Source organism: Verrucomicrobiia bacterium, assembly GCA_036268055.1.
GTDB lineage: Bacteria > Verrucomicrobiota > Verrucomicrobiia > Limisphaerales > Pedosphaeraceae > DATAUW01.
In genome coordinates this window covers 42,232-66,505 of record DATAUW010000005.1, presented here as the reverse complement: position 1 = coordinate 66,505, position 24,274 = coordinate 42,232, and the positions used below count along the sequence as shown (strand labels likewise).

General features: G+C 55.8%; 22 protein-coding genes. 13 read left to right on the top strand and 9 right to left on the bottom strand.

Annotated elements, in window-relative coordinates; genetic code table 11:
* The first annotated feature begins 2 nt into the window (after window positions 1-2).
* The 4 genes from ftsZ (at window position 3) to VH413_02360 (ending at window position 5,009) form a co-directional block, all read left to right on the top strand.
* On the top strand, window positions 3-1,316 hold the full coding sequence (gene ftsZ / locus VH413_02375) for a cell division protein FtsZ (GenBank protein HEX3797521.1): 1,314 nt from the start codon (window positions 3-5) through the stop codon (window positions 1,314-1,316).
* 161 nt (window positions 1,317-1,477) lie between these two features.
* Window positions 1,478-2,662, top strand: a complete 1,185-nt coding sequence (locus VH413_02370; GenBank protein ID HEX3797520.1) for a hemolysin family protein — start codon at window positions 1,478-1,480, stop codon at window positions 2,660-2,662.
* Window positions 2,663-2,666: 4 nt separating this feature from the next.
* Window positions 2,667-3,656 carry a CNNM domain-containing protein gene (locus tag VH413_02365; protein ID HEX3797519.1) on the top strand — a complete coding sequence of 330 codons (990 nt, stop codon included), beginning with the start codon at window positions 2,667-2,669 and terminating at the stop codon, window positions 3,654-3,656.
* A gap of 9 nt (window positions 3,657-3,665) precedes the next feature.
* On the top strand, window positions 3,666-5,009 hold the full coding sequence (locus VH413_02360) for a hemolysin family protein (GenBank protein HEX3797518.1): 1,344 nt from the start codon (window positions 3,666-3,668) through the stop codon (window positions 5,007-5,009).
* Here VH413_02360 and VH413_02355 read toward each other — a convergent pair.
* Window positions 5,006-5,725 (bottom strand): carotenoid biosynthesis protein, encoded by a 720-nt coding sequence (locus tag VH413_02355; protein ID HEX3797517.1) that lies wholly within the window; start codon window positions 5,723-5,725, stop codon window positions 5,006-5,008. The two genes, VH413_02360 and VH413_02355, sit on opposite strands and share 4 nt — an antisense overlap.
* 204 nt (window positions 5,726-5,929) lie before the next feature.
* Between VH413_02355 and VH413_02350 the strand changes: the two genes are divergently transcribed.
* A complete protein-coding gene (locus VH413_02350; GenBank protein HEX3797516.1) occupies window positions 5,930-6,355 on the top strand; it encodes a hypothetical protein in 426 nt (141 codons plus the stop codon).
* A 3-nt stretch (window positions 6,356-6,358) separates the two neighbouring features.
* On the opposite strand, the gene VH413_02345 is transcribed toward VH413_02350, so the two are convergent.
* On the bottom strand, window positions 6,359-7,357 hold the full coding sequence (locus VH413_02345; GenBank protein ID HEX3797515.1) for a sodium:calcium symporter: 999 nt from the start codon (window positions 7,355-7,357) through the stop codon (window positions 6,359-6,361).
* Window positions 7,358-7,525: 168 nt separating this feature from the next.
* Between VH413_02345 and VH413_02340 the strand changes: the two genes are divergently transcribed.
* Entirely contained in the window at window positions 7,526-7,747 is a 222-nt protein-coding gene (locus VH413_02340; protein HEX3797514.1) for a hypothetical protein, read from the top strand.
* A 14-nt stretch (window positions 7,748-7,761) separates the two neighbouring features.
* Window positions 7,762-8,535, top strand: a complete 774-nt coding sequence (locus VH413_02335; protein ID HEX3797513.1) for a DUF1080 domain-containing protein — start codon at window positions 7,762-7,764, stop codon at window positions 8,533-8,535.
* A 44-nt stretch (window positions 8,536-8,579) separates the two neighbouring features.
* On the opposite strand, the gene gnd is transcribed toward VH413_02335, so the two are convergent.
* The 3 genes from gnd to lpxI all read right to left on the bottom strand — a co-directional run bounded on the left by gnd (window position 8,580) and on the right by lpxI (window position 11,524).
* The gene (gene gnd, locus VH413_02330; protein HEX3797512.1) at window positions 8,580-10,037 is read right to left on the bottom strand and encodes a decarboxylating NADP(+)-dependent phosphogluconate dehydrogenase; all 1,458 of its coding nucleotides are present in this window, start codon (window positions 10,035-10,037) and stop codon (window positions 8,580-8,582) included.
* A gap of 105 nt (window positions 10,038-10,142) precedes the next feature.
* Window positions 10,143-10,649 (bottom strand): hypothetical protein, encoded by a 507-nt coding sequence (locus tag VH413_02325; GenBank protein HEX3797511.1) that lies wholly within the window; start codon window positions 10,647-10,649, stop codon window positions 10,143-10,145.
* A 56-nt stretch (window positions 10,650-10,705) separates the two neighbouring features.
* On the bottom strand, window positions 10,706-11,524 hold the full coding sequence (gene lpxI, locus VH413_02320) for a UDP-2,3-diacylglucosamine diphosphatase LpxI (protein ID HEX3797510.1): 819 nt from the start codon (window positions 11,522-11,524) through the stop codon (window positions 10,706-10,708).
* Window positions 11,525-11,812: 288 nt separating this feature from the next.
* On the opposite strand from lpxI, the gene VH413_02315 reads away from it, so the two are divergent.
* The 4 genes from VH413_02315 to VH413_02300 all read left to right on the top strand — a co-directional run bounded on the left by VH413_02315 (window position 11,813) and on the right by VH413_02300 (window position 17,799).
* Entirely contained in the window at window positions 11,813-13,633 is a 1,821-nt protein-coding gene (locus VH413_02315; protein ID HEX3797509.1) for an ATP-binding protein, read from the top strand.
* A complete protein-coding gene (locus VH413_02310; GenBank protein ID HEX3797508.1) occupies window positions 13,630-14,082 on the top strand; it encodes a response regulator in 453 nt (150 codons plus the stop codon). The genes VH413_02315 and VH413_02310 overlap by 4 nt, the downstream gene beginning before the upstream one ends.
* A 5-nt stretch (window positions 14,083-14,087) precedes the next feature.
* Entirely contained in the window at window positions 14,088-16,865 is a 2,778-nt protein-coding gene (locus tag VH413_02305; GenBank protein ID HEX3797507.1) for a response regulator, read from the top strand.
* Window positions 16,866-17,043: 178 nt separating this feature from the next.
* Window positions 17,044-17,799 (top strand): NIPSNAP family protein, encoded by a 756-nt coding sequence (locus VH413_02300; GenBank protein HEX3797506.1) that lies wholly within the window; start codon window positions 17,044-17,046, stop codon window positions 17,797-17,799.
* Between the two features lie 38 nt (window positions 17,800-17,837).
* Here VH413_02300 and VH413_02295 read toward each other — a convergent pair whose 3' ends face one another.
* Window positions 17,838-19,319: a dihydrolipoyl dehydrogenase gene (locus VH413_02295; GenBank protein HEX3797505.1), complete on the bottom strand. Its 1,482-nt coding sequence runs from the start codon at window positions 19,317-19,319 to the stop codon at window positions 17,838-17,840.
* A gap of 53 nt (window positions 19,320-19,372) precedes the next feature.
* On the opposite strand from VH413_02295, the gene VH413_02290 reads away from it, so the two are divergent.
* A complete protein-coding gene (locus VH413_02290; protein ID HEX3797504.1) occupies window positions 19,373-19,795 on the top strand; it encodes a DUF5069 domain-containing protein in 423 nt (140 codons plus the stop codon).
* Window positions 19,796-19,801: 6 nt separating this feature from the next.
* On the opposite strand, the gene VH413_02285 is transcribed toward VH413_02290, so the two are convergent.
* Genes VH413_02285 through larB form a run of 3 tightly spaced genes read right to left on the bottom strand, consistent with a single transcriptional unit; the run spans window position 19,802 to window position 22,533 of the window.
* On the bottom strand, window positions 19,802-20,443 hold the full coding sequence (locus VH413_02285) for a hypothetical protein (GenBank protein HEX3797503.1): 642 nt from the start codon (window positions 20,441-20,443) through the stop codon (window positions 19,802-19,804).
* A gap of 3 nt (window positions 20,444-20,446) precedes the next feature.
* Window positions 20,447-21,754, bottom strand: coding sequence for a nickel pincer cofactor biosynthesis protein LarC (larC, locus tag VH413_02280; protein ID HEX3797502.1), 1,308 nt, complete (start codon window positions 21,752-21,754; stop codon window positions 20,447-20,449).
* Window positions 21,755-21,759: 5 nt separating this feature from the next.
* Window positions 21,760-22,533: a nickel pincer cofactor biosynthesis protein LarB gene (larB, locus tag VH413_02275; protein HEX3797501.1), complete on the bottom strand. Its 774-nt coding sequence runs from the start codon at window positions 22,531-22,533 to the stop codon at window positions 21,760-21,762.
* A gap of 169 nt (window positions 22,534-22,702) precedes the next feature.
* Between larB and VH413_02270 the strand changes: the two genes are divergently transcribed.
* Window positions 22,703-24,250, top strand: a complete 1,548-nt coding sequence (locus VH413_02270) for a glycosyltransferase family 39 protein (GenBank protein ID HEX3797500.1) — start codon at window positions 22,703-22,705, stop codon at window positions 24,248-24,250.
* Window positions 24,251-24,274: the final 24 nt, after the last annotated feature.

Sequence of the window (24,274 nt, the reverse complement as noted above, 5' to 3'; positions counted from 1 at the left end):
ATATGGAAACGAACCAAAATCCGGAGAGCAATGTGCCGGCCAAGAAATTTTCGCTGAAAGTTTTCGGCGTGGGCGGCGCGGGCGGCAATGCCATTGATTATATGGCGCGCCAGGATTTCGACGGCGTGAGTTTCATGGCGATCAATACCGACGCGCAGGCGCTTTCGCAACTGGGCGTGGCTCAGAAAATGACGCTGGGAGCGAAACTGACGCGCGGTCTTGGCACGGGCGGCGATCCGCAAATGGGCCGCGCGGCGGCGGAGGAAGACGTTGAGAAAATCCGCTCGCTGTGCGAAGGCGCGGATATTGTTTGCGTCGTTGCTGGCCTTGGCGGCGGAACGGGAACCGGCGCGGGGCCAGTCGTGGCGCGCCTCGCGAAGGAAAGCGGAGCGCTGGTGCTGGGCATAGTGACCTTGCCGTTTGAATTTGAAGGCGGGCGCCGCGGGCAACAGGCGCACGCGGGATTGCGCGATTTGAAGATGCAGGCCGACGGCGTGATCTGTCTGCCCAATCAAAAAGTTTTCAAGTTGATTGATGAAAATACCAGCGTGAATGAGGCGTTGAAGATCACGAACGAACTGCTGGCGCAGGGCGTACGGGGCATCTGGCGACTGCTGACGCAGACGAGCATGATCAATGTGGATTTCAACGATCTGTGCGCCGTGTTGCGCGGGCGTCACGGGGAAAGTTCGCTTGCGACGGTTGAAGCGGCGGGTGAAAATCGTTCGCACGAAGTAATTGAAAAATTAATTTCGCATCCGTTCCTGGAAAACGGACAAGTGCTGGCCGAAGCGGATGCCGTGCTCGTGAGCCTCGCGGGCGGCCCGGATTTGACGATGGCCGAAATCAATCGTGTGATGGAACAAATCAATCGGCAGTGCGAGAACGCGCACATCATCATGGGCGCGGGGACGCAGGAATCTTATGCGGGCCGGTTGTCGGTCACTTTGGTGGCGTCGCGGCGGAATCTGCTCGATGATCGTGAAGAAAAAGTGATCGCCCAAAAAACTGCGGTGCAAGCCACGCCAGAACAAGTGGATGAAATTTATAATTCAGCAAAGCCCGCTGTCGCTCCACGTCCGGCTTCGCGATATGTGCCGCCGCCGCCGCAACTGACTCCGGAACAGGCCGAGCAACTTTTGACGGTGCAACAAAATCCCAAGCACAGCCGCAAAAAAGGTTCACCGATGCGGCAGGGTCAACTGCCGCTGGAAATCGTCTCAAAAGGCCGCTTTGAAAAAAGCGAGCCGACCATTCATCAAGGCGAAGATTTGGATGTGCCGACGTATATCCGGCGCGGCGTGGCTTTGAATTGAGCCTCTCGAATTAATTTTCAAAAATATTAGCGCTTCAATTCCCTTTCGCCTTCCTCGGCGGGAGGGAATTTTCGCTTTTTTAACCGGGCATATTGCCTAATACTGCTCTTGTGACGCTGATGCCGTTTTTGGCTGTGATCGGGCTATTGGGTTTTGCCGGCATGAGTTTTTTCTTTGCGCTGGCGGAATCAGCGCTTTTCTCGCTCGGAAAATGGCAGGTGCGCCAGTTGGCGGAACGCGCGCCGGTGCGCGGCGAGATGGTGTCCCGACTTCTCGCCCAACCCCAGCATCTGCTGGCGACCATCGTTTTGGGAAATACGATTGCGAATTCCTCCATCATGGCCATCGCTTTGTGCGCCGCGCCGTGGGGCCATTGGGCGTGGTTCGTCATTTTGCCATCGCTGGTGATTTTGATTTTGGTTGGCTGCGAAGTTGCGCCGAAAACTTTGGCCGTGCGCGCGCCGGAACAATGGGCCTTGCGCGTGGCGCGGACGATGGTGTTTGTTCAGCGGTTGACTGGACCGTTTCAGCGGATCGCGCAACAACTCGACGCCGCGCTGCTGCAAACCGTGGTGCCGCGTTCGCTCAAGCCCCAGACGGTGTTGTCGGACGAGGAATACGAGGAGCTTCTCGAAATGGCCTTTCAGCAAGGCACGCTGGCGCGCTCGGAAAAGGAAATCATTTTACAAATCATCGGGCTCGACCGGCAAACCGTGAAGGACGTAATGAAACCGCGTTCGCAAATGGCTGCGATTCCCGACGATCTTTCGGTTGAGGGAATGCTGACGGCGGCGCGAAAATTCAAGCACAGCCGTCTGCCGATGTATGATGAAACGCCCGACACCATCGTGGGCATGTTGAATACGCGCGCGCTACTGCTTAAACCCGATCTCGACCTGGCCGATGCGATTGAATTTCCCTCGTTCGTGCCGGAGAGCATGAATCTGCTGCAACTCTTGAAAAGTTTGCAGCGCCAGCAACGGGGAGTGGCGGTCGTGCTGGATGAATTCGGCGGCACGGCGGGCATGGTCACCATGCAGGATATTCTCGAGCAGGTTGTAGGCGACATCCGCGGCGAAAGCGAAGCGCAGGGATTCGTGATGGAGAAATTGGGTGAGGGCAAATGGCGCGTGAGCGGCACGATGCGGCTCGAAGATTTTCGCCGCGAATATCCCGCGCTTGGCGAAGTGCCGGAAGTGGATACGCTGGCGGGCTTGATGTTAACGGAGCGCGAATCGGTTCCGGCGGTGGGCGAAGTGGTGATTTTTTCCGGATTGAAATTGACGGCAGTGGCGGGCGACGAGCGGCGCGTGCGCGAAGTGCTGGTGGAGACTTTGAAAAAATAATTCGATGGAACATATTTTATACATCGTATTGCCAGTGTTCGTTTGCGTGGTGTTGTCGTTTTTATTTTCCGGCATGGAAGCGGGCGTGCTGGCCTTGAACCGGCTGCGCATCCGCCAAATGATGCGCACCGGCGATCCGCGCGCGACCGTGCTCATGGCGTATCTCAACAGCCCGGAAAATTTTCTGTGGACGATCCTGGTCGGCAATACTCTCGCGAATCTGGGAGCGGTGAGTTTGCTGGTGTTCTGGTTGCGCGCGTGGCTCGGGCAATGGCCGGGATTATGGCTTGTTTGTTTTTTGGCGCTGGTATTTTTGTTTTATGCCTTCTGCGAATTGCTGCCGAAGATGCTCTTTCGCATGTTTCCGAATCGGTTGACGCTGGCGCTCGCGGGACCGTTTCGATTCATCCATCTTGTGCTCGCGCCGCTGGTGGCATTGATGACCAAACTGGCGCAAGGCCTGGCGCGCTGGACGGATGGCAAAACTTTTCAGGGGCAACTTTTCGGCAGCCGCGAGGAAATGCGACTGGTCATGCAGGAATCCGCGCAGGGGCTGACCTCGGACGAACGCCTAATGATCAATCGCGTGCTGGATTTGCAAAATCTTCAAGTGCGCGAAGTCGCCATTCCGATGGAACGCGCGGAAACGATCACGACGCAAACGCACATCGGCGACGTTCTGAAAATCGCGCGCGAACGGCGGGTGTCGCGCTTGCCAGTGTGGCGCGTGGAAGGAAATCAGCGGCGAATCGTGGGCGTCTTAAGTTTGCGCGCCGTGATGTACCAGGCGGAATTGGATTTGGAAAAATCGGCAGCGGATTATGTGAAGCCTGCACTTTATCTGGAAGAAGACATGCGGCTCGAAGCAGCGTTGAAACGAATGCAACGCAGCGGGCAGCGACTGGCGATCGTGCTGGGACGCGACAAACGCGAGACGGGCATCGTGAGTTTGCAGGATATTCTCAAAGTCATTTTCGGCGAGGTGCGATTGTAGAGTGAACGCATGGAAACGATGATGTCCAATTTGATGCGGTTGCTTGGCGTGTTCGCGCTGGTGCTGTTGAACGGTTTTTTTGTCGCGGCAGAATTGGCTCTGGTAAAAATCCGCGATACGCAAATCGAGACTATGGTCATCGGCGGCAACCGCCGCGCGAAGACCGTGAGGCTCCTGTTGCGTAATCTCGAAGCGACGATCAGTGCGACCCAGTTTGGAATCACTCTGGCGAGCCTGGGATTGGGCATGCTGGTGGAACCGGTATTTGAGGCGTTATTGGCGCCGGTATTTGACGGATTTCACGTGGAATCAGCAGCGGTGCGCCACACCGTCGCGATCCTTACGGGATTTTTTATTAATTCATTTTTGCTGATCGTGGTTGGCGAACTTGGACCCAAAGCCATCGCGATTCGTAAGACGGTTCCCGTTGCGCTGTGGACGGCGCAACCGTTGGCATGGTTTGCGCGGATCACGTTTCCGTTCGTGTGGTTGTTGAACAAATCGGCGATGTGGCTATTGAAGCAGGCAGGAATCGAATCGGTCACGGAAGCGGAGCACGCACATTCGGTGGAAGAGTTGCGGCTCTTGATCACGGCGTCGCAGCGTCACTCGGGCGCGACGCGTTTGGGACGTGACATCGTTCTGAACGCGCTCGACTTGCGCCGCCGCAAGGTGCGTGAAGTCATGCGGCCACGGCAGGAGATCGTGATGCTGGATACAGACGCGAGCATCACTGAGTGCCTTGAGGTGGCGGAAAAATCACGTTATTCCCGGCTGCCCTTGTGTGAGCGAGGCAACCTTGACAAGACTTTGGGCGTGGTGCATTTCAAGGATTTGTTCGCGGCGCGTTACAAGGCGCACAGCGGGGCTGATTTGGCGGGCATTGCACGGAAATTGATTTACGTTCCCGAAACCGCGCGGCTCGAAAGATTGCTGCAATTATTTTTGGAACGCCAACTCCATTTCGCCATTGTGGTAGATGAATATGGTGGAACCGTAGGGATGGTGACGCTGGAGAATATTTTGGAAGAATTGGTTGGGCAGATACAGGACGAATTCGATCAGGAAAAACCGTTGCTGGTGCGCATGGGATTGACAAGCTGGGAGATGGCGGGCGGGTTGCCATTGCATGAATTGTCGGAGTTGGTGGCGCAGCCACTGGAAGAAGAGGGGATCACGACGGTGAGCGGGTGGGTGACGCATCGGCAGGGAGGGTTTCCCAAAGTGGGAGATACGCTGACTTTGGGAGCGTTCGAATTGCGCGTGGAAGAAATGGACAGCATGCGCGTGGCGAAACTGCGGCTGACGCGCAAAGTCACGGAGGAGACGGAAGGCAAGAGCGGCAACGCTTAACCCGGGCTGCGGGAATTTTTCAGCGCGAGAATCGTGACGGCTCCGGTGATGATTGCTCCTAAGATGACCGCTGGCCACAAGTGATTTGTGGTGTTGGCGACGATAAGAAAAATCATCGCGCCGGACCAAAGCGCAAGAGGAAAATAATCGGGCGGTGGATTGGTGACAGGCTTCTTGTTGATCAACCACGGCATCGCGCAGGCGAGGAGAATCAGCGTTATCAAAAAACGCGAGGCGAAATTGAACCACGGCGCGCTGTACCAGGAGAGAAAGGGTTTCTGGGTTTCCCAGATCCAAAAATGGTGGGTGCGGGCGGCGTAAGGTTCGAGCGCGGCATCGAATAGAACCGTGAGCAGGCAAGTCAAAAGCATGGAAAAGATGCCGTAGCTGGGCGCGTCGCGGCGGTGCCGAAGAATCAGCGCAACGGCGCCGCGTGAATTCAGAATGACCGCGGGCCAAAGAATGATAATCGGCCACGGCACGAGATAAAGCAGCGGTCGTCCGAGATTTTCCGTATAGAAGAAGGGGCCGAAGGGAACGTGCAATTTTTCGCCGACGGTTTGGGTGAGTGCGGTGAAGACGGCGAGAATGCCAGTTGCGGCAAAAATGTTTTGCGCTGGCAGGACGCATCCCATCGCCAGCACCGTGGCGGCAAAAAAAATTGCGACGAGAAAAATCGGGGCGGCGTGTTCGTGGCCGGCAAAATATTCGAGCATCAAAATGACGATTTCAGGGTTGGTATAACAGTAGCTTTAATCCGTGAAGCTGAAAGCACTATCTCCAGTGGACGAGATTGCGACAGTCGAAAAAGATAATAAAGAACCCAAAATGCGCGACGGATCGCCTGGTCGTTTGACGGTGGGGACTGTCTTGCTTCGGGGCGAATCGTGCCTGCAATTTGGACACAACGGAATCATTCTATGACGCTTGAAGAACTCACGAAAGCCATCAAACACTCTGCCGACCAGATGAATTCGCGCTACAAACAAGTCGTGTTTGACGAGTGGGCGGTGGTATCGCTGGCGCAAAAACGCAGCCGCATCCTGAATTATATCGGACCAAGGAATGACGATTTCCTGAAAAATTTTGCGAAAGACCTGGGGGCGTTGCGGGCCGAATTGGTGAAAGCGGCGCATGGGGTGGGTGATTTTGAATTTACCCGGAACGGCGTGGGGACGTTGTTTGAGGCTTTCCTGGTTTTGGGCGACGGGTATTATTTGATCTGCAATCACACGATGAAATCCATGGAAGATATTGCGAAGAATCCGAATTGGATTGAGGCGCAGGTGCCGTTCGTGGAATTAAGCGATAAGATCCGCGCGAACCCGCTAGTGTACACGTTGTGAAATTCATTTCAACAAACCAGCATAGAGAAAATAGCCATAGGCAGCGATCAGGAGCCAGCCCGCGATGCGCGGGAGGCGGCCCAGAATCGCAATGAAGAAAAAATGAACCAGCGTTGCGCCCATCAAAATCCAGACGCCCGGCTCGAAGAACGCTGGCACGGCGATGGTCTGGTAGAGCGCAAACACGCCGATGCACAGCGGAATGCAAATGTGGTTGTCGCCCACTTGCGAAGTGTAAACGACTTCGGGGCGTTTGGTGGCGGCGTAATAAATGGCGAGCAGCGCGTTCGGCAAAACCATCAACCAGCCACTCAGCCAGCCAAGATATTTCACGCTGATGAAACCGGTGTGGATTTTGGAAATCCAGTCCACCAGCCAATCGGTGCTTATATATATGGCGTAAGCGCCGATGGCGAGGATGGCGAGGTCAAGGGGAAGCAGCCAACTGAAACTGCGGTTCTGGCTGGCGTTGGTTTTGAGAACATCGAAGATGTGGATGCATTGCCAAAAAAGAAAAAGGCCAACCAGCACCAGGCCGTCGTTGAAACCGATGTGGCCATCCTTGCCGAGCGCCCAGGTCGCGCCAGTGAAAAACAGCACGGCGGTGAGCGTGAGCAACAGCGAGAGGCGATTGATGGTGTGGATGGGCGGGGATTTTTTCAGCTTGGCGGTTTTTTTGGCAGTGGCACTTTTTTCGGGCCGAAGATTGAGTTTCCAAATCGCGGCGGGCACACCGAGAACAAGTGTCATGTTGGTGACGTTGTTGACGAGGCAATTGGTAAAGACATCCGTGGCGGCACCGCCTTTGCGCGCGAGCACGAAGGCGAAAATCAAGTTGCCCATGCCGGTGATGTAAGGCGTCACCAGCGTGCCGAGCACGGTGCCTTCCAAGCCGCCGCTGGACATGCTTTCGAGCCGCCAAATTGTGACGAACGACGCGCCAAGAAACACGCCGACCATCCAATAGGGACTCCACGCGCCGTGGCTTTCAATCCATGTCACCAATGAATTCAACGCGGGGAGTTAAACAAGAGCGAACGCGATTGGCAATCGTGGCGGGGCGGCGATTGTTTTTTGCGGGGCGGGAGATGGTTGACGGATTGGGAGTCACCGGGCAAATGCACATTGCTGCGGGTCATAGACCCGCGCTCCGTGGGGAAAGGGGGGCGCGTGCTTGATTTTACCGCGAGTTCACTTATTGCGTCACTGCTTTGGGGCGCGGTCGGCACGGGCTTTTTTATTTATGGGAAGAAGCAGCAGTCGTGGATCCCGCTGTGCGGCGGTTTGCTGATGGGGTCACTGTCTTATTTCGTGGGTTCCGCGGCGATGATGTCGCTTGCGTGTGGTTTGATTCTCGTCATCATGTATATCTTGAAACGACAAGGTTACTGACGGAGAGAATCTGCGTGACGAAAAATAATTTTCTGTGGCTGGCCGGAGCGATGTTGCTGACCGGTTGTGCGTCGAAGACTTCGCCGAATTGGCAGGTGAAGGAAGTGCCGGAAATTGTCGTGGTGCGGCCGCCGGCGCCGGCAACCGAATCGGTTTTGCACAAGGCGGCGTCAGTGCCTTCAGCGCCGCTGCCGGGTGAAGGCTGGAAATCGCTGCTCGACGGGCGGACGCTTGCGGGATGGCAGGTGACAGATTTCACCGGAGGCGCGAAAGTCGAATGCGAGGAGGGATTGGTCGTGATCGGGGAGGGGGCATCGTTGAGCGGCATCAATTTTACGAACCTAGTGCCGAAGATGAATTACGAGGTGGCGCTGGACGCGATGAAACTGGATGGTTCGGACTTTTTTTGCGGGCTGACGTTTCCGGTGGGCGATTCGTATTGCAGCCTGATTGTCGGAGGCTGGGGCGGTTCGCTGGTGGGCTTGTCGAGTCTTGATGACCAGGACGCGTCGGAAAATGAAACGACGGATTTCATGAAATTTGACATGAACCGGTGGTACCGCGTGCGGGTGCGAGTAACGGAGACGAAGATCGAAGCGTGGCTGGATGACAAGAAAGAGGTGAGTGTGGTCACGACCGGGAAGCGAGTTGGATTGCGATTTGGGGAGATTGAGGATTCCAAACCGTTTGGTGTGGCAACATATCAGACGCGTGCGGCAATCAGGGACGTGAAGATTCGCGACTTGAGCGCGGATGAAGCGCAGCGCATCAAGGCACAAAAAAACTGACGGCTGCGCTTGAGGCGTCAACCGTCAGTTGTGAAAGATTCAGCTTAAGCGTTGTACGAACTTGACGACGTTGTGCCGCCGTGGCCGGTCCAATTCGTGTGATGCGGAGGCGTTCCGGGCGGATCGTCAAGGCGCTGATAAGTGTGGGCGCCGAAGTAATCGCGCTGGGCTTGGAGCAGGTTCGCGGGCAAATGTTCGGTGCGATAGCCGTCGAAGAAGTTCAACGCGGTCGAGAAGCAAGGCGTAGGGATGCCTTTCTTCGCGCCCATCGCCACGACATTGCGCCAGGAACGCTGGCAATCCTTGATGGCCTTCTTGAAGAATTTATCCAGCAAGAGATTTTGGAGCTTGGGATTGGTATCGTAGGCTTTCTTGATCTCGCCGAGGAAGCGGCTGCGGATGATGCAACCACCGCGCCACATGAGGGCGATGCCGCCGTAGTTCAAATTCCATTTGTAATTCGTAGCGGCAGCGCGGAGAAGCATATAACCCTGCGCGTAGGAAACGATTTTGGACGCATAAAGCGCGCGGCGAATGTCTTCGCAGAATTTCTTGCGGTCGGCGCTGATTTTGGGGCGCGGACCTTTAAGCTTTTTGGAAGAAGTGACGCGTTCATCCTTCAGCGCGGAAACGCAGCGGGAATAAACGGCCTCGGCCATGAGCGTGATGGGGATGCCAAACTCCATGGAGGATTCGACCGTCCATTTGCCGGTGCCTTTTTGACCGGCGGTATCGCGAATCTTGTCCACGAGCGGGAGGCCGTCGGAGTCCTTAAACTTGAGAATATTGGCGGTGATTTCGATGAGGAAGGAATCGAGTTCACCCTTGTTCCATTCGGTAAAGACTTCAGACATTTCGTCCGGGGTCATGCCGAGGCCGTCGCGCATTAACTGATACGCTTCGCAGATGACCTGCATGTCGCCGTATTCGATGCCGTTATGCACCATCTTGGTATAATGGCCCGCACCGTCTTCGCCGACCCAATCGCAGCAGGGCGTACCGTCTTCGACCTTGGCGGAAATTTTCTGGAAAATGTCTTTGACCGCTGGCCACGCGGCAACGGAACCGCCGGGCATGATGGATGGGCCGTGACGGGCACCTTCTTCACCGCCGGAAACGCCGGTGCCGATGAAGTAGAATCCCTTGGACTCAAGATATTTGGTGCGGCGAATGGTATCAATGAAAAGCGAGTTGCCGCCGTCAATGATGATATCGCCCTTTTCAAGGTGCGGGATAAGCTGTTCGATGAATTCGTCCACGGCCGCGCCGGCCTTGACGAGCATCATCACGCGGCGAGGGCGTTTGAGGAGCGAGCACATCTCGGGGATGGACTTGGCGCCGATAATGTTTGTGCCCTTGGCTTCATTGGCGAGAAACTCGTCCACTTTGGCCACGGTGCGGTTGTAGGCGACCACGGTGAAACCGTGATCGTTCATGTTTAGAATCAGGTTCTGGCCCATTACAGCGAGCCCGATCATTGCGATATCACCTTTTGGTTCCATAGTCAGTTTCCCTTCGTGCGCAATACGATACTAAAGCCGGCAAAGTAAGCCAGCAGTTTTTTTAATGGTGTTGATGTTTTTAAATGAAAGTCGTTACCCGCGATACTAGCTGTGGCTTCCCAACTGCAACTTCGGATTGTTATCGAGCATTGCCTTGAGGTTCGGCCAGTTGGCTTCGTTCATTTCGTTGAAAGCCAAAAGATAGATCGCGACAGTTTCGTGAGGAAATTTTTCGAGCAGATCATCCACGGCGGCTTGAAGCTTGGCGTCGTCCATCGCGGGTGGGAGATTTTCGACCACGCCCTTTTCGTGGGGAATGCCGAGGCCATCCAAAAATTGCACGAGCATGGCGTTTTGTTTTTGAACAAGCCAGTTGCGGATGAGATTATTTGCGATCAATTCCATGTCCGGGCGCGTGAGCGAACTGAGCATGGTGGCGTGGCGTTGCTGGCGCGGTTGGCGCTCGAGGAAAATCGGACGCACTTTGCGCGCCTCGGCGATGGCGCCCATGGCGGTGCGATAGAGCGGTTTGTCCGCTTCAAAGGCGTAGGAGAGAATTTCCCCGGCGAGCGCGGGCGACATGAATCCGAACATTTCGTGGGCGGTCAACATACAATATCTGTATTAATGCAATTAATGGGGCGCGAAGTTCAAGGAGAAAGCGGACATTAAGCGGTAGTCGTGAGGGTGATTTTATGTTTATGGGCGAGTTCCTCGCAGACATTTTGTTCGAGCAAAAGCGTTTTGCTGGGCTCGAGCGCGAGAACGGAAATGTTGGCGGCAACGCAAGTCTCCAGGGTTTTGGGCCCGATGCAGGGGATGTCGAAGCGCAGGTCGTGTTTTTCGCGCGCGACTTTTACAGCCACCGCGCCGCCGTTCGGACCGGCTAATTCGCCGCCGCGTTGAAGACATTTGTCGGTTCCTTCAAAACCTTCGACTGCCAGCACGACGCCATTCTTCACGACGACGATCTGACCGATTTCCAGCCGCGAAATTTCCTTGGCGATGCGATGGCCAAACGCCACATCAGAAGATTGTTCCTCCGTAAGTTTTGGGCCGAGGGCAAAACCAGCCTGGGGCATCAAGGGTTTTAGCCACGGCGTGGCCTCGATCAATTCCACGCCGTCGCGTTTCAATTCGTTGGCGATGGCGCCAAAAATCGTGTGGGCGTTTTTTTCCTTCAGCTTGAAGAGCACGGCCATCGCGCGCAGGTCGGGTCGTAAATCGAAAAGATTTTTCGGCGCGATTTGTCCCACCATGACGCACTGCGTCACTCCGCGGCTGGTGAAAGCGGAAATCATTTTGGAAAGCTGCCCAACTTTTGTCCAAACGATTTCGTCCACCAACCCCGCGAGTGCGGGATCGGTTTCGCCTTCAAAAGCGACGGCAATCAGTTTCTTCACGCCCATCGCGCGCGCCTGGCGGGCGAGGATGAGTGGCAGCGTCCGGTTTCCGGCGATTATACCTAAAGTATCAACTTCAGCCATCCGCTTACCATATAGAGCGACAGGCTCAAGTGGCAAGCAGCGCGTCGTGGAATGCGATTTGGCAAATCGCATCAAGAATTATAGTTGTCCGATTCGTGGGCAGAATTGTCCGGAGTTGGGACAGGGCGCGCGGCTTGCGTGTGAACCGGTTTTTCGGAGAAAATTCGTGTAGGTCTTTTGGCATCCGCGGCTGCGTGGCGTATGAACTGCTTTTTCGGAAAGCGCTCGCAGGAATGAGCCGTGACGCACGCAAAGCGGCGACAGTCTGAGATTTGTGATCATATATATATGATATTTTTTGACACCAAAGCGCAGCCCTTGGACACCACGGGAGTGTGGGCAGAAGAACCGGCGCGCACTGACGCGAAGCCCAAAAAATCACCGGAACTCAAGATAGTCGTGATCTTCGCAACCGCTGTTTTGCTGGTCGCAATCGTGGGCAGTGTCTGGGCATACATGTCCGGTTTGCAGGGATTACATTTCATCGCTGCCCAAATCGTGAACAAATCCACCGGTTCATCGGCGCGGGACTTGGCGGTGATTTTGGAACAAGCCAATCGCTGGGCATTGAAATTGGCTTTGGCGGCGGTTGCCAGCGGCGCGGGACTTTTTACGGTCGCGATCTGGAGCAGCCGCTGGCTGTGGAGTAATTGGTCAAAAGGCGGCGCGCATGCGGCTGAAGAAGCGAATCTTCGTGCTCACCGACTTTTGGGCCAACTGGCCGATGCCCGCGTCTCCGAAGAAGAAGCCCGCGATGCGCGCGCCGCAGCCGAAGTTCGGCTCGCCAAGGTGGTGGAGAATCACGGCGCGCTTGAACGCGAATTGGAGCAACGCCGCGAAACCGAAAAAAATCTGGCGCAACAAACCCACCAACTCGAACGCTCCAAGGACGTGCTCGAAATGCACGTGCAGGCACGCACGGTGGAATTGCAAAAATTGCAGCGCCGCAACGAACTTATCTTGAATTCGGCGGCGGAAGGCATCTGCGGTTTTGACTTGTTGGGCCGGGCGACGTTTGTAAATCCGGTCGCGGCCAAATGCACAGGCTGGAAAATCGAAGAGCTGGTGGGCCAGAGCGAAGATGCGATTTTTTTCGGAAACAAGGCGCGCGGGGGGAAAGATGACGGTGCAAAAGAAGGAACAAACTGGCTACGCGATCCGCAAGGCCAGCCGTTGCCGGAACAGATTTTTTTTCGCAAGGACGGTTCGAGTTTTCCCGCCGAGTATGTGCGCACGCCGATTCGCGAGAACGAGAGAATTGTCGGCGCGGTGGTGACGTTCAAGGACATCACCGAGCGGCGGCACGCGGAAGACAAGCTCAATCAAAAAGCGATGGAACTTGCGCGTTCCAATCGGGAGTTGGAAGAGTTTGCCTACGTTGCTTCGCATGATTTACAGGAGCCGTTGCGCAAAATCCAGGCGTTCGGCGACCGGCTCAAGGTTAAGTGCGAGACAGTGCAGCTTGACGAAGGTCGCGACTATCTTGACCGCATGCAAAGCGCTGCTGCGCGCATGCAGAAATTGATTAATGACCTGCTGACGTTTTCGCGCGTGATCAGTTCTTCACAGCCGCTCGTGCCGGTTGATCTCGGCGCGGTCACGGCAGAAGTGCTCGTGGACCTGGAACATCGCATCGAGCAAACCTCCGCGAATGTGCAGGTGAGCCGGCTGCCGACCATTCAGGCGGACCCGACGCAGATGCGCCAGCTTCTGCAAAATCTTTTGGGCAATGCGCTTAAATTCCAGGCGCCCGGCGCGGTGCCGAGCGTGAAAGTCGAGGCGCAAATCATCACGCGCGATCAAATCCAGGAAGAGGCCGCGCTACCCAAGCGTTCGCGCGATGCCAAGCCCGGCGATAAATTTTGCCTGCTCACGGTGCAGGACAACGGCATCGGTTTTGAAGAAAAATATTTGGAAAAAGTTTTCACGGTATTTCAACGTCTGCACGGACGCAGCGAATATGAGGGGACGGGTGTGGGTCTCGCCGTTTGCCGCCGCATTTCCGATCGCCACGGCGGTTTGATCACGGCGCAAAGCAAGCTCGGCGAAGGCTCGACTTTCATCGTCATCCTGCCGCTCCAGCAGCCCAAAAGTGAGGAGCCGCAGTGACGCCAAGCACGAAACCCAATGTCATTCTTGTAGCTGAAGACGATTCCGACGATCGCCTGCTCGCGCAGGACGCTTTCAAGGAAATCGGCGCGAACCTCGACGTGCAATTCGTTGAGGACGGCGTGGAGTTGCTGGATTATTTGCATCGCCGGAATAAATTCGCCGCGCCCGCGAGCGCGCCCCGGCCCGGCCTGATCATTTTGGATTTGAACATGCCACGCAAAGACGGACGCGAGGCGTTAAAGGAAATCAAGGCCAACCCCGAATGGCAAAGAATTCCGGTGGTCGTGCTGACCACTTCCGCGGCAGAGACGGACGTGGCGAAAGTTTATTCGCTGGGCGCAAATTCATTTATCTCCAAGCCGGTGGCGTTTGCGGCCCTCGTGGGTGTGTTGCGGACCGTGGTGGAATACTGGTTCAAAGTGGTTTTGTTGCCGGTCAAAAATTGAGCGCGATGAACGAGTTGGACTTAATCAGGGTGTTGCTCGTCGAGGATGACGAGGATGATTATATCCTTACGCGCGGTCTCTTCACGAACATGAAGGGGCGGCGGTTTCAACTGGAATGGGTCAAGTCGTACACTCAAGGGCTTGAAGTCATGTTGCGCAATCAGCATGACGTTTGCCTGCTGGACTATCGGCTAGGGGCGCGAAACGGCATTGAACTTTTGACGGAGGCGCAGTCGAAGGGTTGCCAGGCGCCGATCATTTTGCTGACCGGCCTCGGCGCGCATCAAGTAGACGTGGAGGCGATGAAGGCGGGAGCGGCGTATTATCTGGTGAAGGCGGAATTGCGCGCGGATTCGCTCGAACGCGCGATTCGTTATGCGCTGGAACACAAGCGCGCGACGGCCAGTGCGGCTTTTGAACAGGCGAGTTTGGCGGCGTTCGGCGAAGAGATCGGTTTGGCACTGACACAGCCGGAGACGTTGAGCGCGATTTTATATCGCTGCGCTGATTCGATGGTGCGCTATCTGAATGTGCATCTCGCGCAGATCTGGATTCTCGATCCCAATCACAAAACGCTTCATCTCGAAGCCAGCGCGGCGGCCATCCACAGCAATCCCGCAAAAGATAATCCCGTCACGCACATCACGCTCACGCAGGAATTCATCGGCGATGGCAAACCGGTTTTGGTGAACCATGTCGCGGGTGATCCACGCATTCCCTGTCCCGATTGGGTGCAGCGCGAAGGCATCGTGGCGTATGCCGGTTACCCGCTGATTCTCGATCATCGGTTGATCGGGTTGATGAGTATTTTTTCGCATCAACCGCTTTCGCCGGCGGTGATCCAGGAAATGGGTTCGGTCGCGAATGGCATTGCGCTGAGCGTCGAACGCAAGCGTTCTGAAGAAGCGCTGGATGCGAGCGAAGTGAAATATCGTTCCGTGGTCGAGAGCCTGAAGGAAGTTGTTTTCCAGGTGAACGAGTTTGGCCATTGGACGGCGTTGAATCCGGCGTGGCGCGAAATCACCGGTTTTGAAATCAAGGAAGTGCTTGGCAGTTTGTTCCTCGAATTCATTCATCACGACGATCGCCAGCGCAACAGTCATATCTTTTTGCAGTTGATGGAGCGCAAGCTTGACTATTGCCGTTACGAGACTCGATTGCTGACCAAGGACGGAAAAGTGTGCTGGGTGGAAGTCTATGCGCAGCGCACGTTGAACGCGGACGGAAGCATTCTTGGCGCGTCGGGCAGTTTGACGGACATCACCGAGCGCAAACAAGCCGAGCGCCAGATCCAAAAACTCGCGGCATTTCCGCAAGTCAATCCCAATCCGGTGCTTGAGTTCGATGCGCAAGGCGAACTGACTTATTTCAACGACGCGGCGCAAGCGATGGCGACTTCGCTGGGGCGACCGCATCCACAGGATATTTTGCCGGTGAATGCGTCGGAGATCGCACGGCAAGCGCTGGTCTCAGCGCAGAAAAAATTAAGCGAAGAAGTTTCGTGTGGCGACCGGACGATTTCGTGGTCGTTTTTTCCCATCACAGCGAGCCAGGTGGTGCATTGCTACGGTGTGGACATCACCGACATGCAAAATCTCGAAGCACAATTTCGCCACGCGCAAAAATTGGAATCGGTGGGACAACTTGCGGCGGGCGTCGCGCATGATTTCAATAACATTCTCACGGTCATCCAGGGTTACTCGGACTATTTGCTCGGACGCTATGATGGTGACGCCGCATTGACGGGGCCGTTGAAACAGATCACGAATGCGTCACGCCGCGCGGCGGCATTGACGCGGCAACTGCTGATGTTCAGCCGCAAACAAGTATTGCAGCCGCGCTCGCTGGACCTGAATACGGTGTTGCGCAATTTGACGAACATGCTCGGGCGATTGCTCGGCGAAGACATCGTGGTCGAGACGAAATACGCAGCGGCGTTACCGATGCTCATGGCGGACACCGGCATGTTAGAGCAGGTGATCATGAACCTCGCGGTGAATTCGCGTGACGCTATGCCCAAAGGCGGGCAGTTGATCATCACGACTTCGGTGGTGGACGTGGATGCGGTGCAGGCGCAATCGCATCCTGACGCGCGCGCGGGTCAGGCGGTTTGCTTGAGCGTCGCGGACACGGGCACCGGCATGGACAAACAAACGCTGGGCCGAATCTTCGAACCATTTTTTTCGACGAAAGAAGTAGGCAAAGGCACAGGACTCGGACTCGCAACGGTCTATGGCATCGTGAAACAGCACGAGGGCTGGATCGAAGTGAAAAGCGAAGTCGGCGTGGGAACGACTTTCTATATTTATTTGCCGGCGAGCAAAGCCGTTGAACAAACTGCCGAAGCTGCCACCGCGCAACCGACTGCGATTCCGCTCGGCCGAAACGAAACCATTTTGCTGGTGGAAGACGAAGCCATCGTTCGCGAATGGGTGCGGGAGATTTTGCAGAGCTGCCATTATCAGGTGCTCGAGGCGGCGAATGGTGTGGAGGCGTTGAAAGTTTGGGACGGGCAGAGCGGCAATATTGATTTGTTGCTGACAGATATGGTGATGCCGGAAGGCTTGAGCGGCGCGGACCTTGCACGGCAATTAAAAATTCGCCAGCCCAACTTGAAGGTGATTTATACCAGCGGTTACAGCGCGGAAGTCATGGGACGCGAATCGGGCTTGCCGGGCGGGCCGTTTCTGGCGAAGCCGTACGCCGCGCCGCAACTCGCCCAACTCGTGCGCGATTGCCTGGATGCTCAGCCGGGCACGCAACTGGTTTCGACGGCGGCGTGAGTTTTATGCCCTTGCGGATCGCGGGTCTATGACCCACAGCAACTTCCGCGAAGATTGCCGTCTCAAATCAGCCTGGCGCGGCAATCTTAATTGTAGATTGCTGCGAATCATGGACTCGCGGTCCGTCAGGAGGTGAAATTTTCTCGCCGTCGTCATAAGCGAGTGCTAGCGTCGCCGCATGAAATTCATTTTATGCCTCGCAGCTTTTGCGTTGATGCAGGCCACCGGTTTTTCCGCCGACAAGGAGATGCGATTTTTCGAATTGCGCACCTATCACGCCGCCGCCGGTAAACTGGATGATTTGAGCGCGCGGTTCCGTAATCATACGCTGGCGATTTTTGCGAAGCACAACATGACGAGCATCGGCTATTGGATTCCGGTGGATAATACAAACAATGTCTTGATTTATCTGCTGGCTTTTCCAAGTCGCGAGGCGCGGAGGCAAGCGTGGAAGGAGTTCGGCGCTGACCCGGAGTGGCAGGCCGTAGAAAAAGCTTCCGGGGTAAATGGAAGATTGGTGAACAAGGCGGATTCGGTTTTTCTGACCGCGACGGATTTTTCGCCGGTGGTGCAACCGTCAGCGAATGGCGCGCCGCGCTTGTTTGAATTGCGCACTTATCACGCTGCGCCGGGTAAGCTGGATGATTTGCTCACGCGTTTTCGCGATCATACCTCGGCGCTTTTTGACAAACATGGTTTGTCGCAAGTGGGTTATTTCGTGCCGACGGAGAAAAAGGACGGCGCGGGCGAAACGCTCATATATATACTGGCGCACAAAGACAAGGACGGTGCGGCGGCGGCATGGAAAGCTTTTCGTGACGATGCGGATTGGGTGAAGGCAAAAGCGGATTCGGAAAAAAACGGGCCGCTCACCGTGCAAAACGGGGTGAATTCGATTTATATGGTTCCGACGGATTATTCGCCGATGAAATAGTTACGGCTCGCGTGGACGCTCGCCCTCTCTTGTAATGGTTAGCCGCCTTTGTGGCGTTCGTGGGCGACAAAATCCAAGGGCACGTATCCAGGAATGTAACCGGGGATTTTTTCAGCGAGTTCTTCGGCGGGATAAGTCCAGATTTCCATGAGCGTGGGATGATAGTGCGGCATGGCAGCTAGCTCCGCCACATTCATGCGCTTATACATCGCTGCGACAATTTCGTGGATCAATTCGCCGCCGATCGGGCCGATGCACGCGCCGCCGATGATCTCGCCGGTTTTTGGATCGGCCAGCAATTTCACAAAACCGTCTTTCGCTTCCATGATGAGCGACTTGCCATGATCGGCGAACGGATAGCTCGCGGTGACATAAGGAATATTTTTCTTCTTCGCTTCTTTTTCCGTGAGGCCAACGGTTGCGGCTTGCGGTTCAGTGAAGACGATGGAAATCAATAGGCGATAATCCATGTGGCGCGGCTTGTCGTGCTTCAGGAGATTGTGCCCGGCGATTTCTCCCTGCGTCACCGCGAGATGAACGATCTCGTGCGGCCCGGTGCAATCGCCCGCCGCGTAAATATGCTTCGCCGATGTTTGCATCGTGGAACTCGTGATGATGCGATGTTTTTCAGTTTCGACGCCGGCTTTATCGAGGCCGAGCGAGGCGGTGTTGGGAATGCGTCCGAGCGCGTACAAAACTTCCTGGGCTTCGACCGTCCCGGTTTTGCCATCGTGCTCGAAGGTGACTTGCTTCATCCCGGTTTTGCGGGCCGCGCCGGTGAGTTTCGTGCCGGTGTAAACCGTCATGCCTTCGCGGCGAAATACTTTGGCCAATTCATCGGCGGCATCTTCGTCGAAACTTGGGAGCAAGTGTGAGCTGCGCTGGATCAACGTCACCTTCACGTCGAGGCGCGCGAAAATTTGCGCGAATTCAATCGCTACCGCGCCGCCGCCGAGAACGATCATGGACTTGGGCAATTCGGTGAGGCTCAAGGCGGAATCACTGTCGAGGCAATCAAGTTCGTCGAGGAAAGGAAAGGGCGAAGGCGCGACCGTCGAGCCGGTGCTGATGAGAAATTTTTTGGCGGTAAGTTTCTCGCCGGTGCCGAGGGCGAGCTTATGTGGATCGAGAAAGCGCGCGTTCGCCCGGATGAATTTGAACGCGCCATTCTTTAATTGCCCCGCGCGATAATCCGCGAATTCTTTGACCATCGCGGTTTTGCGGGCCATGACTTCGGGGAAGTTGACGGTGGCGCCGCCGGTGTGAATGCCCCAGGTTTCAGGATGTTGTGCGAGCCGCTTGACGTAGGCTGCGTAAAGCAGCGCCTTGGTCGGCATGCAGCCGCGCAGGATGCACAGGCCGCCGACTTCTTCGCCGCCCTCGATCACGGCAGTGCGCAAGCCCGACTTGGCCGTGATGCGCGCCGCCGCGTAACCGCCACTGCCGCCGCCGATCACCGCCACATCAAAATCCATTTCGTTCATCGCGCCTAAGATGTATTTGAATGGCGTGCTTTTCAATTTTTATTCGGGCGCAGTTGACAGGAACGCCAGCCCGGTCGAATATTGCGCGCATGAGTGAACTTATTTTTCCCCGCAGTCCGCGCGAAACGATGTGCGGCTGGGTTTATCTGCCGCGTTTCGTGGACAAAATTCGCCTGCATCTCGCGGACAAATTGCATTCCGATTACCAGGAAAATTTTACCAATGGCTTTGATGGCGCGTGGCTCAAGGCCGCAGGCGTGACGGCGGAGCAGATGATCGAGGTCGTAAAAAATTCCGCGACCGACGGGCAGGTGTGCGACTGGGTGCGCGCGCACATCAAAAAGACGGAGGCTGAGAAAGCGGCGTTTCGCGAATTTATATTCAATCGTGGCAAGGAGCCCGGCGAAGTGGCGGATCGCTTGAAGATGCGCAAGAAGCAAATCGGCTGTGAACATCGCGATGACATCCAGACGTTCGTGGACTTTATTGACGTGGATGAAAAGCGGATGTGACGCTTTTTAAATTCCCGCGAGCGGAATCGCTTCGTTCACGAGGAGGACGGGAATGTTTTGGCGCAGGGGATAAAGAAATTTGCCATCGGCACGCACGAGGCCGCCGTCAAGGGCATCGGTGATGGGCTGGCCGGAACGATTTTGCACGCGGCCCGCGCTGATTTGTTGATTTAATTTTTCGATCAGCGCGCGTGGGGCGAGTTTCAATTTTTGATGCGTTTCCGGGCAGCAGAGAATTTGCAGCAACTCGGAATTAAAGCTCGAATGCGAGGCGGCGTTTTTGTCATCGCTGAAACAGGCGGCGGTTGTGCGCGCTAGGACTTTTGTTCCGGCCATCGCGGCGAAATCCACGCGGCCCACGACGGAGCCGCGCTTCAGCCAGACAACGCTGCCATTTACGGGCGCGGCTTCGTATTCATCGAGCAACGATTCATTGAGCCATTTCCAGGCCCAGGAACATTCGTCAGGCGAAAGCTCGGAAACTTCAAACGAATTTTGGTCGGGTTGCGCGGCCATTTTATCTTCCCATTCCTCGACGACGGCGCGCGACTCGACGGCGCTGGCCGACCACGGAAAGAAAATGAAAACGATGGCGCGCTCTTTTTCGAGCAGCGTGGCGAAATCAGTTTGGGAAGCGAGGGCTTGCATCTATCAATGTGCCGGCTTGAAAGCTTTTTGTGCGGCTTCGTAAATGGATTTCAGCGGCGCCTGGGTTTGCTCGGCGAGTTTGCGGCAGGATTCGTACTCGGGCGAGGCTTGCACGATTTTGCCGTCGAGTTTACCGAGTTTGACGGTGACAGGGCCGTATTGAGTTTCGACGGTGATGAATTCGCGACGCAATTTTCGGCGTTCGGCAGTCGAGCGGCGCACGCCAAAGGCGCTGGTTTGGCGCAGCATCAGTTCGCTGAATTTATCGGCATCGTTAGCGGCGCACAAAACGGTTAGCAATACGCCGGGACGATTTTTCTTCATCTGGATCGGCGTGTGAAAAACATCGAGCGCGCCGGCAGCCAAAGTTTGTTCAACAAAATGGCCGAGGATTTCGGCGTTGATGTCGTCAAGGTTGGTTTCGAGAATGGCGATGGTGTCGGTCTCCCAATCGTGCGCGGCGGTGGATTCCGTCAAAGTGATTTCGCCAAGAATGGCGCGGACGACGTTGGGACGCGTTTTGTTATCGCGCGTGCCGAGGCCGAAACCGATGCGGCTGGCCACAAGTCCACGCATCGGCCCGAAGCTTTCGGCGAACTCCGCGAGGATCGCCGCGCCGGTCGGCGTGACAAGTTCGTGCGGTTCTTCGCATTGCGTAACGGCGATGCCGCGCGCGCCGAGAATCTCGAGCGTGGCGGGCGCGGGGATGGGAAGGCGTCCGTGGGCGCACTTGATCCAGCCGGTGCCTTCGGTGACGGGCGCGGAAAAAACGCGAGGCTTGCCAAGCAATTCCAAGGCGATGCACGCACCCACAATGTCCACGATGGAATCCACCGCGCCGACTTCGTGAAAGTGGACTTTGTCGGGAGCACAACCGTGAATCTTCCCTTCAGCCACCGCGATGCGATAAAAAATATTCAGCGATTTTTCTTTTACCCACGCAGAGAGCGCGCTGGTGTGGATCAACTGTTTGATGGCGAGAAAATCGCGATGCTCCTCATGGTTATGTTCATGTTCCTGTTCGTGCGTGTGGTCGTGGTCATGTTCATGGCCATGATGATGCGCATGGGCGTGCTCATGCTCGTGGTGTTCGTGCGATTCGTGCGCGTGATGCTCGTGCAGATGGACATCAAACTTGACGCCTTCGATTTGGGATTTTTGCGCACGCTTAACATGGAGATGGTAGCCGGAGACGCGAAGTTTTTTGAGTTCGTGTTCCAGCGCGGCGGCGTCCACGCCGAGATCAATCATCGCGCCGATAAACATATCGCCGCTGAGGCCGCTGAAAATATCGAGATACAAAGATTTCATCGTTGCTACGAGTTGCCACGCTTTTGGGAAAATGCAAGGGCGTTGATTTGGCTGGCGGCGTAACCCGCGCCGAATCCGTTATCAATATTTACGACGGTCACGCCGCTGCCGCAACTGTTGAGCATGCCGAGCAAGGCCGCAAGCCCACCGAAATTTGCGCCATATCCGACGCTGGTGGGCACGGCGATCACGGGTTTGGCAACCAGCCCCGCGACGACACTGGGCAGCGCGCCTTCCATGCCCGCGACGACGACGACGACGTTCGCGCTTTGAATGATAGGCAATTTGCCGAATAGGCGATGCAGTCCCGCGACGCCAACGTCGGTAATTCGCTCGACGCGATTGCCCATGATCTCCGCGGTGACGGCGGCTTCCTCGGCGACAGGCAAATCACTTGTGCCCGCGCAAACCACCGCGATGATTCCCGGACGCGGGCGCACAGGTTCTTTCTCGATAGTGAGGCAGCGCGCCATTTCGTGATGCGTGGCGTGTTTAAATGTTTTGCGAACGGCGCGCGCGTGGGCATCGGTGATGCGGGTGATGAGAACGTGTTTTTCCGACTCCAAAAGTTTGGCGGCAATTTTGACGACTTGCTCCGGCGTTTTACCCGCGCCGAAAATCACCTCGGGAAAACCTTTGCGCAGCGCGCGATGAGTGTCCACCTGCGCGAAGCCGAGGTCCGCGACGGGCGCGGCTTGAAATGCGCGGAGGACATCGTCACGGCTGACGCCGCTGGCGCGAAATTTTTCCAAGAGTGCAGTGGCTTCGCTGGTTGTCACAAAGGCAAGGTGACATGGAATCGAGGGATGGTCACGCGAGAAAGTGCGGAATGCGGAGTACGGAATTTGAAGATGGTAGGTTTCAAGTTTGGGTTTCAATCGGGTGCGGAATGCCGGCTTTTCAACCAATGGCTTTTGGCTTGCGTTGGCATCGCGCTCGGATATGTCTATGCCTCCGATGATGACTGGCAAAAAAGAAGCTGGCGGCTGGAGCAATCTGCATTTGCTGATTCTCGCGCTGTTGCTGGCGCTGGCGAGTTGTGTTTTTCACATTAAAAACGCGCGCGCGGGCCATCCAGTTTTTCGCGACCAGCATTTGGGCACGGCGCTGGGATATTACAAGGGGCACATTGATTTGCTGCGGCCGGTGATCGTCGGTTTCAATGCGAATGGCACGCCAACGCCGCTCGAATTTCCCGTGTGGCAGGGATTGGCGGCGCTGACGTTCAAGGTGATGGGACCGTGGCACGGTTGGGCGAACGTCGTTTCGCTACTGATTTTTTTCACGTGTTTATTTCCGTTGTTTTGCCTGACGAAAATATTCGTCGGCGAACATTGCGCGTGGTGGACGCTGGTGTTTTTCCTGGCGCAACCGCTGGTTTTTATCTACGCGGGCAATGCCAGTCCGGACGGATTATCCATCGCGGCGGCGATCTGGTTTTTGTATTGCGGCGTCAAGCTCGTGCGGAATCCCGGCGTGGTTTGGTGGGTGCTGGCTTGCGCGGCGGGGGCGCTGGCGGCGGTTTCCAAACTGCCATTTTTCATGGCGGCAGGAATGGTCTGTTTTTTCCTGCTGGCCACCCGGCATAAGAATTCAGTGCGCGCGTGGGTGGCATTGAGCGCGGTCGGCCTGGTGGTGGTGGCGGTCTTTTTTTCGTGGACGCATTATTCCAACAAATGTTTGGCGCAGGCGGAACTTCCTCTGATGGATTTGCGCGTGTCAAATTCGGAATCGTCATTCTGGTATTTCGGCGATTTGCATTACCGGCTCATGCCGGGGAATTGGCTCAAGGGCGGGTGGCGCATTCTCAATAGCTGCTTCGGCAGTTTCGCGCTGGTGGGATTGTTTCTTTATGCGTTCTTTTTCATCAAGGAAACCGTGTTCGCCAAATGGATATTGCTGGCGGGTTTCGTGACGACGCTGGTGTTCACCCATCTCGTGCTGCATCACTCGCATTATTATCTCATGTTCACACCGGCGTTCGCGATCCTGTGCGCGCAAGCGGCGGGCGAAGGAGAAAAGCGGCTGGCGCTGGCGCCGCAATGGCAGGTGAACCTGATGTGGCTGGTGGTGGCGATCGTGCTGGGCTTGTCGGTGGTGCAGGGATTGATGGGGATGAAAGTCGTGCTGGACTTTGACCCGTATCCTTACGACATGGCCAAGATCATCCAAAAATATAGCACGCCATCGGAGAAAATATTGATGGAAGGCGGCGGGTGGGGCGGGAAGGAATTCATTTTGTCGGACCGGCAGGGATTATCCATCTGGGACACGAAGATGCTGGAGAATCCTGAGACGCTCAATCGCTTGAAGACGCTTGGTTATACGAAACTGATCATGGTGAGCGAATCGCCATTACTAACGGCGTTGCAGCAAATCAATCCGGGCCAGAGCAAGCAGCCGCGCGTGACCTACCGGGATTTTCTGACACCGGTTGTGAAAAATTGGCCGACGGAATACGAGTCGGACGATATTTTAATCAAAGATATTCCGTGACGAAAAATACGGAGGCAAGAAACG

Coding starts and splice junctions, on each gene's coding strand:
- ftsZ (HEX3797521.1), top strand. CDS start 3: ATGGAAACGAACCAAAATCCGGAGAGCAATGTGCCGGCCAAGAAATTT.
- VH413_02370 (HEX3797520.1), top strand. CDS start 1,478: ATGAGTTTTTTCTTTGCGCTGGCGGAATCAGCGCTTTTCTCGCTCGGA.
- VH413_02365 (HEX3797519.1), top strand. CDS start 2,667: ATGGAACATATTTTATACATCGTATTGCCAGTGTTCGTTTGCGTGGTG.
- VH413_02360 (HEX3797518.1), top strand. CDS start 3,666: ATGGAAACGATGATGTCCAATTTGATGCGGTTGCTTGGCGTGTTCGCG.
- VH413_02355 (HEX3797517.1), bottom strand. CDS start 5,725: ATGCTCGAATATTTTGCCGGCCACGAACACGCCGCCCCGATTTTTCTC.
- VH413_02350 (HEX3797516.1), top strand. CDS start 5,930: ATGACGCTTGAAGAACTCACGAAAGCCATCAAACACTCTGCCGACCAG.
- gnd (HEX3797512.1), bottom strand. CDS start 10,037: ATGGAACCAAAAGGTGATATCGCAATGATCGGGCTCGCTGTAATGGGC.
- VH413_02325 (HEX3797511.1), bottom strand. CDS start 10,649: ATGTTGACCGCCCACGAAATGTTCGGATTCATGTCGCCCGCGCTCGCC.
- lpxI (HEX3797510.1), bottom strand. CDS start 11,524: ATGGCTGAAGTTGATACTTTAGGTATAATCGCCGGAAACCGGACGCTG.
- VH413_02315 (HEX3797509.1), top strand. CDS start 11,813: ATGATATTTTTTGACACCAAAGCGCAGCCCTTGGACACCACGGGAGTG.
- VH413_02305 (HEX3797507.1), top strand. CDS start 14,088: ATGAACGAGTTGGACTTAATCAGGGTGTTGCTCGTCGAGGATGACGAG.
- VH413_02300 (HEX3797506.1), top strand. CDS start 17,044: ATGAAATTCATTTTATGCCTCGCAGCTTTTGCGTTGATGCAGGCCACC.
- VH413_02290 (HEX3797504.1), top strand. CDS start 19,373: ATGAGTGAACTTATTTTTCCCCGCAGTCCGCGCGAAACGATGTGCGGC.
- VH413_02285 (HEX3797503.1), bottom strand. CDS start 20,443: ATGCAAGCCCTCGCTTCCCAAACTGATTTCGCCACGCTGCTCGAAAAA.
- larC (HEX3797502.1), bottom strand. CDS start 21,754: ATGAAATCTTTGTATCTCGATATTTTCAGCGGCCTCAGCGGCGATATG.
- VH413_02270 (HEX3797500.1), top strand. CDS start 22,703: ATGCCTCCGATGATGACTGGCAAAAAAGAAGCTGGCGGCTGGAGCAAT.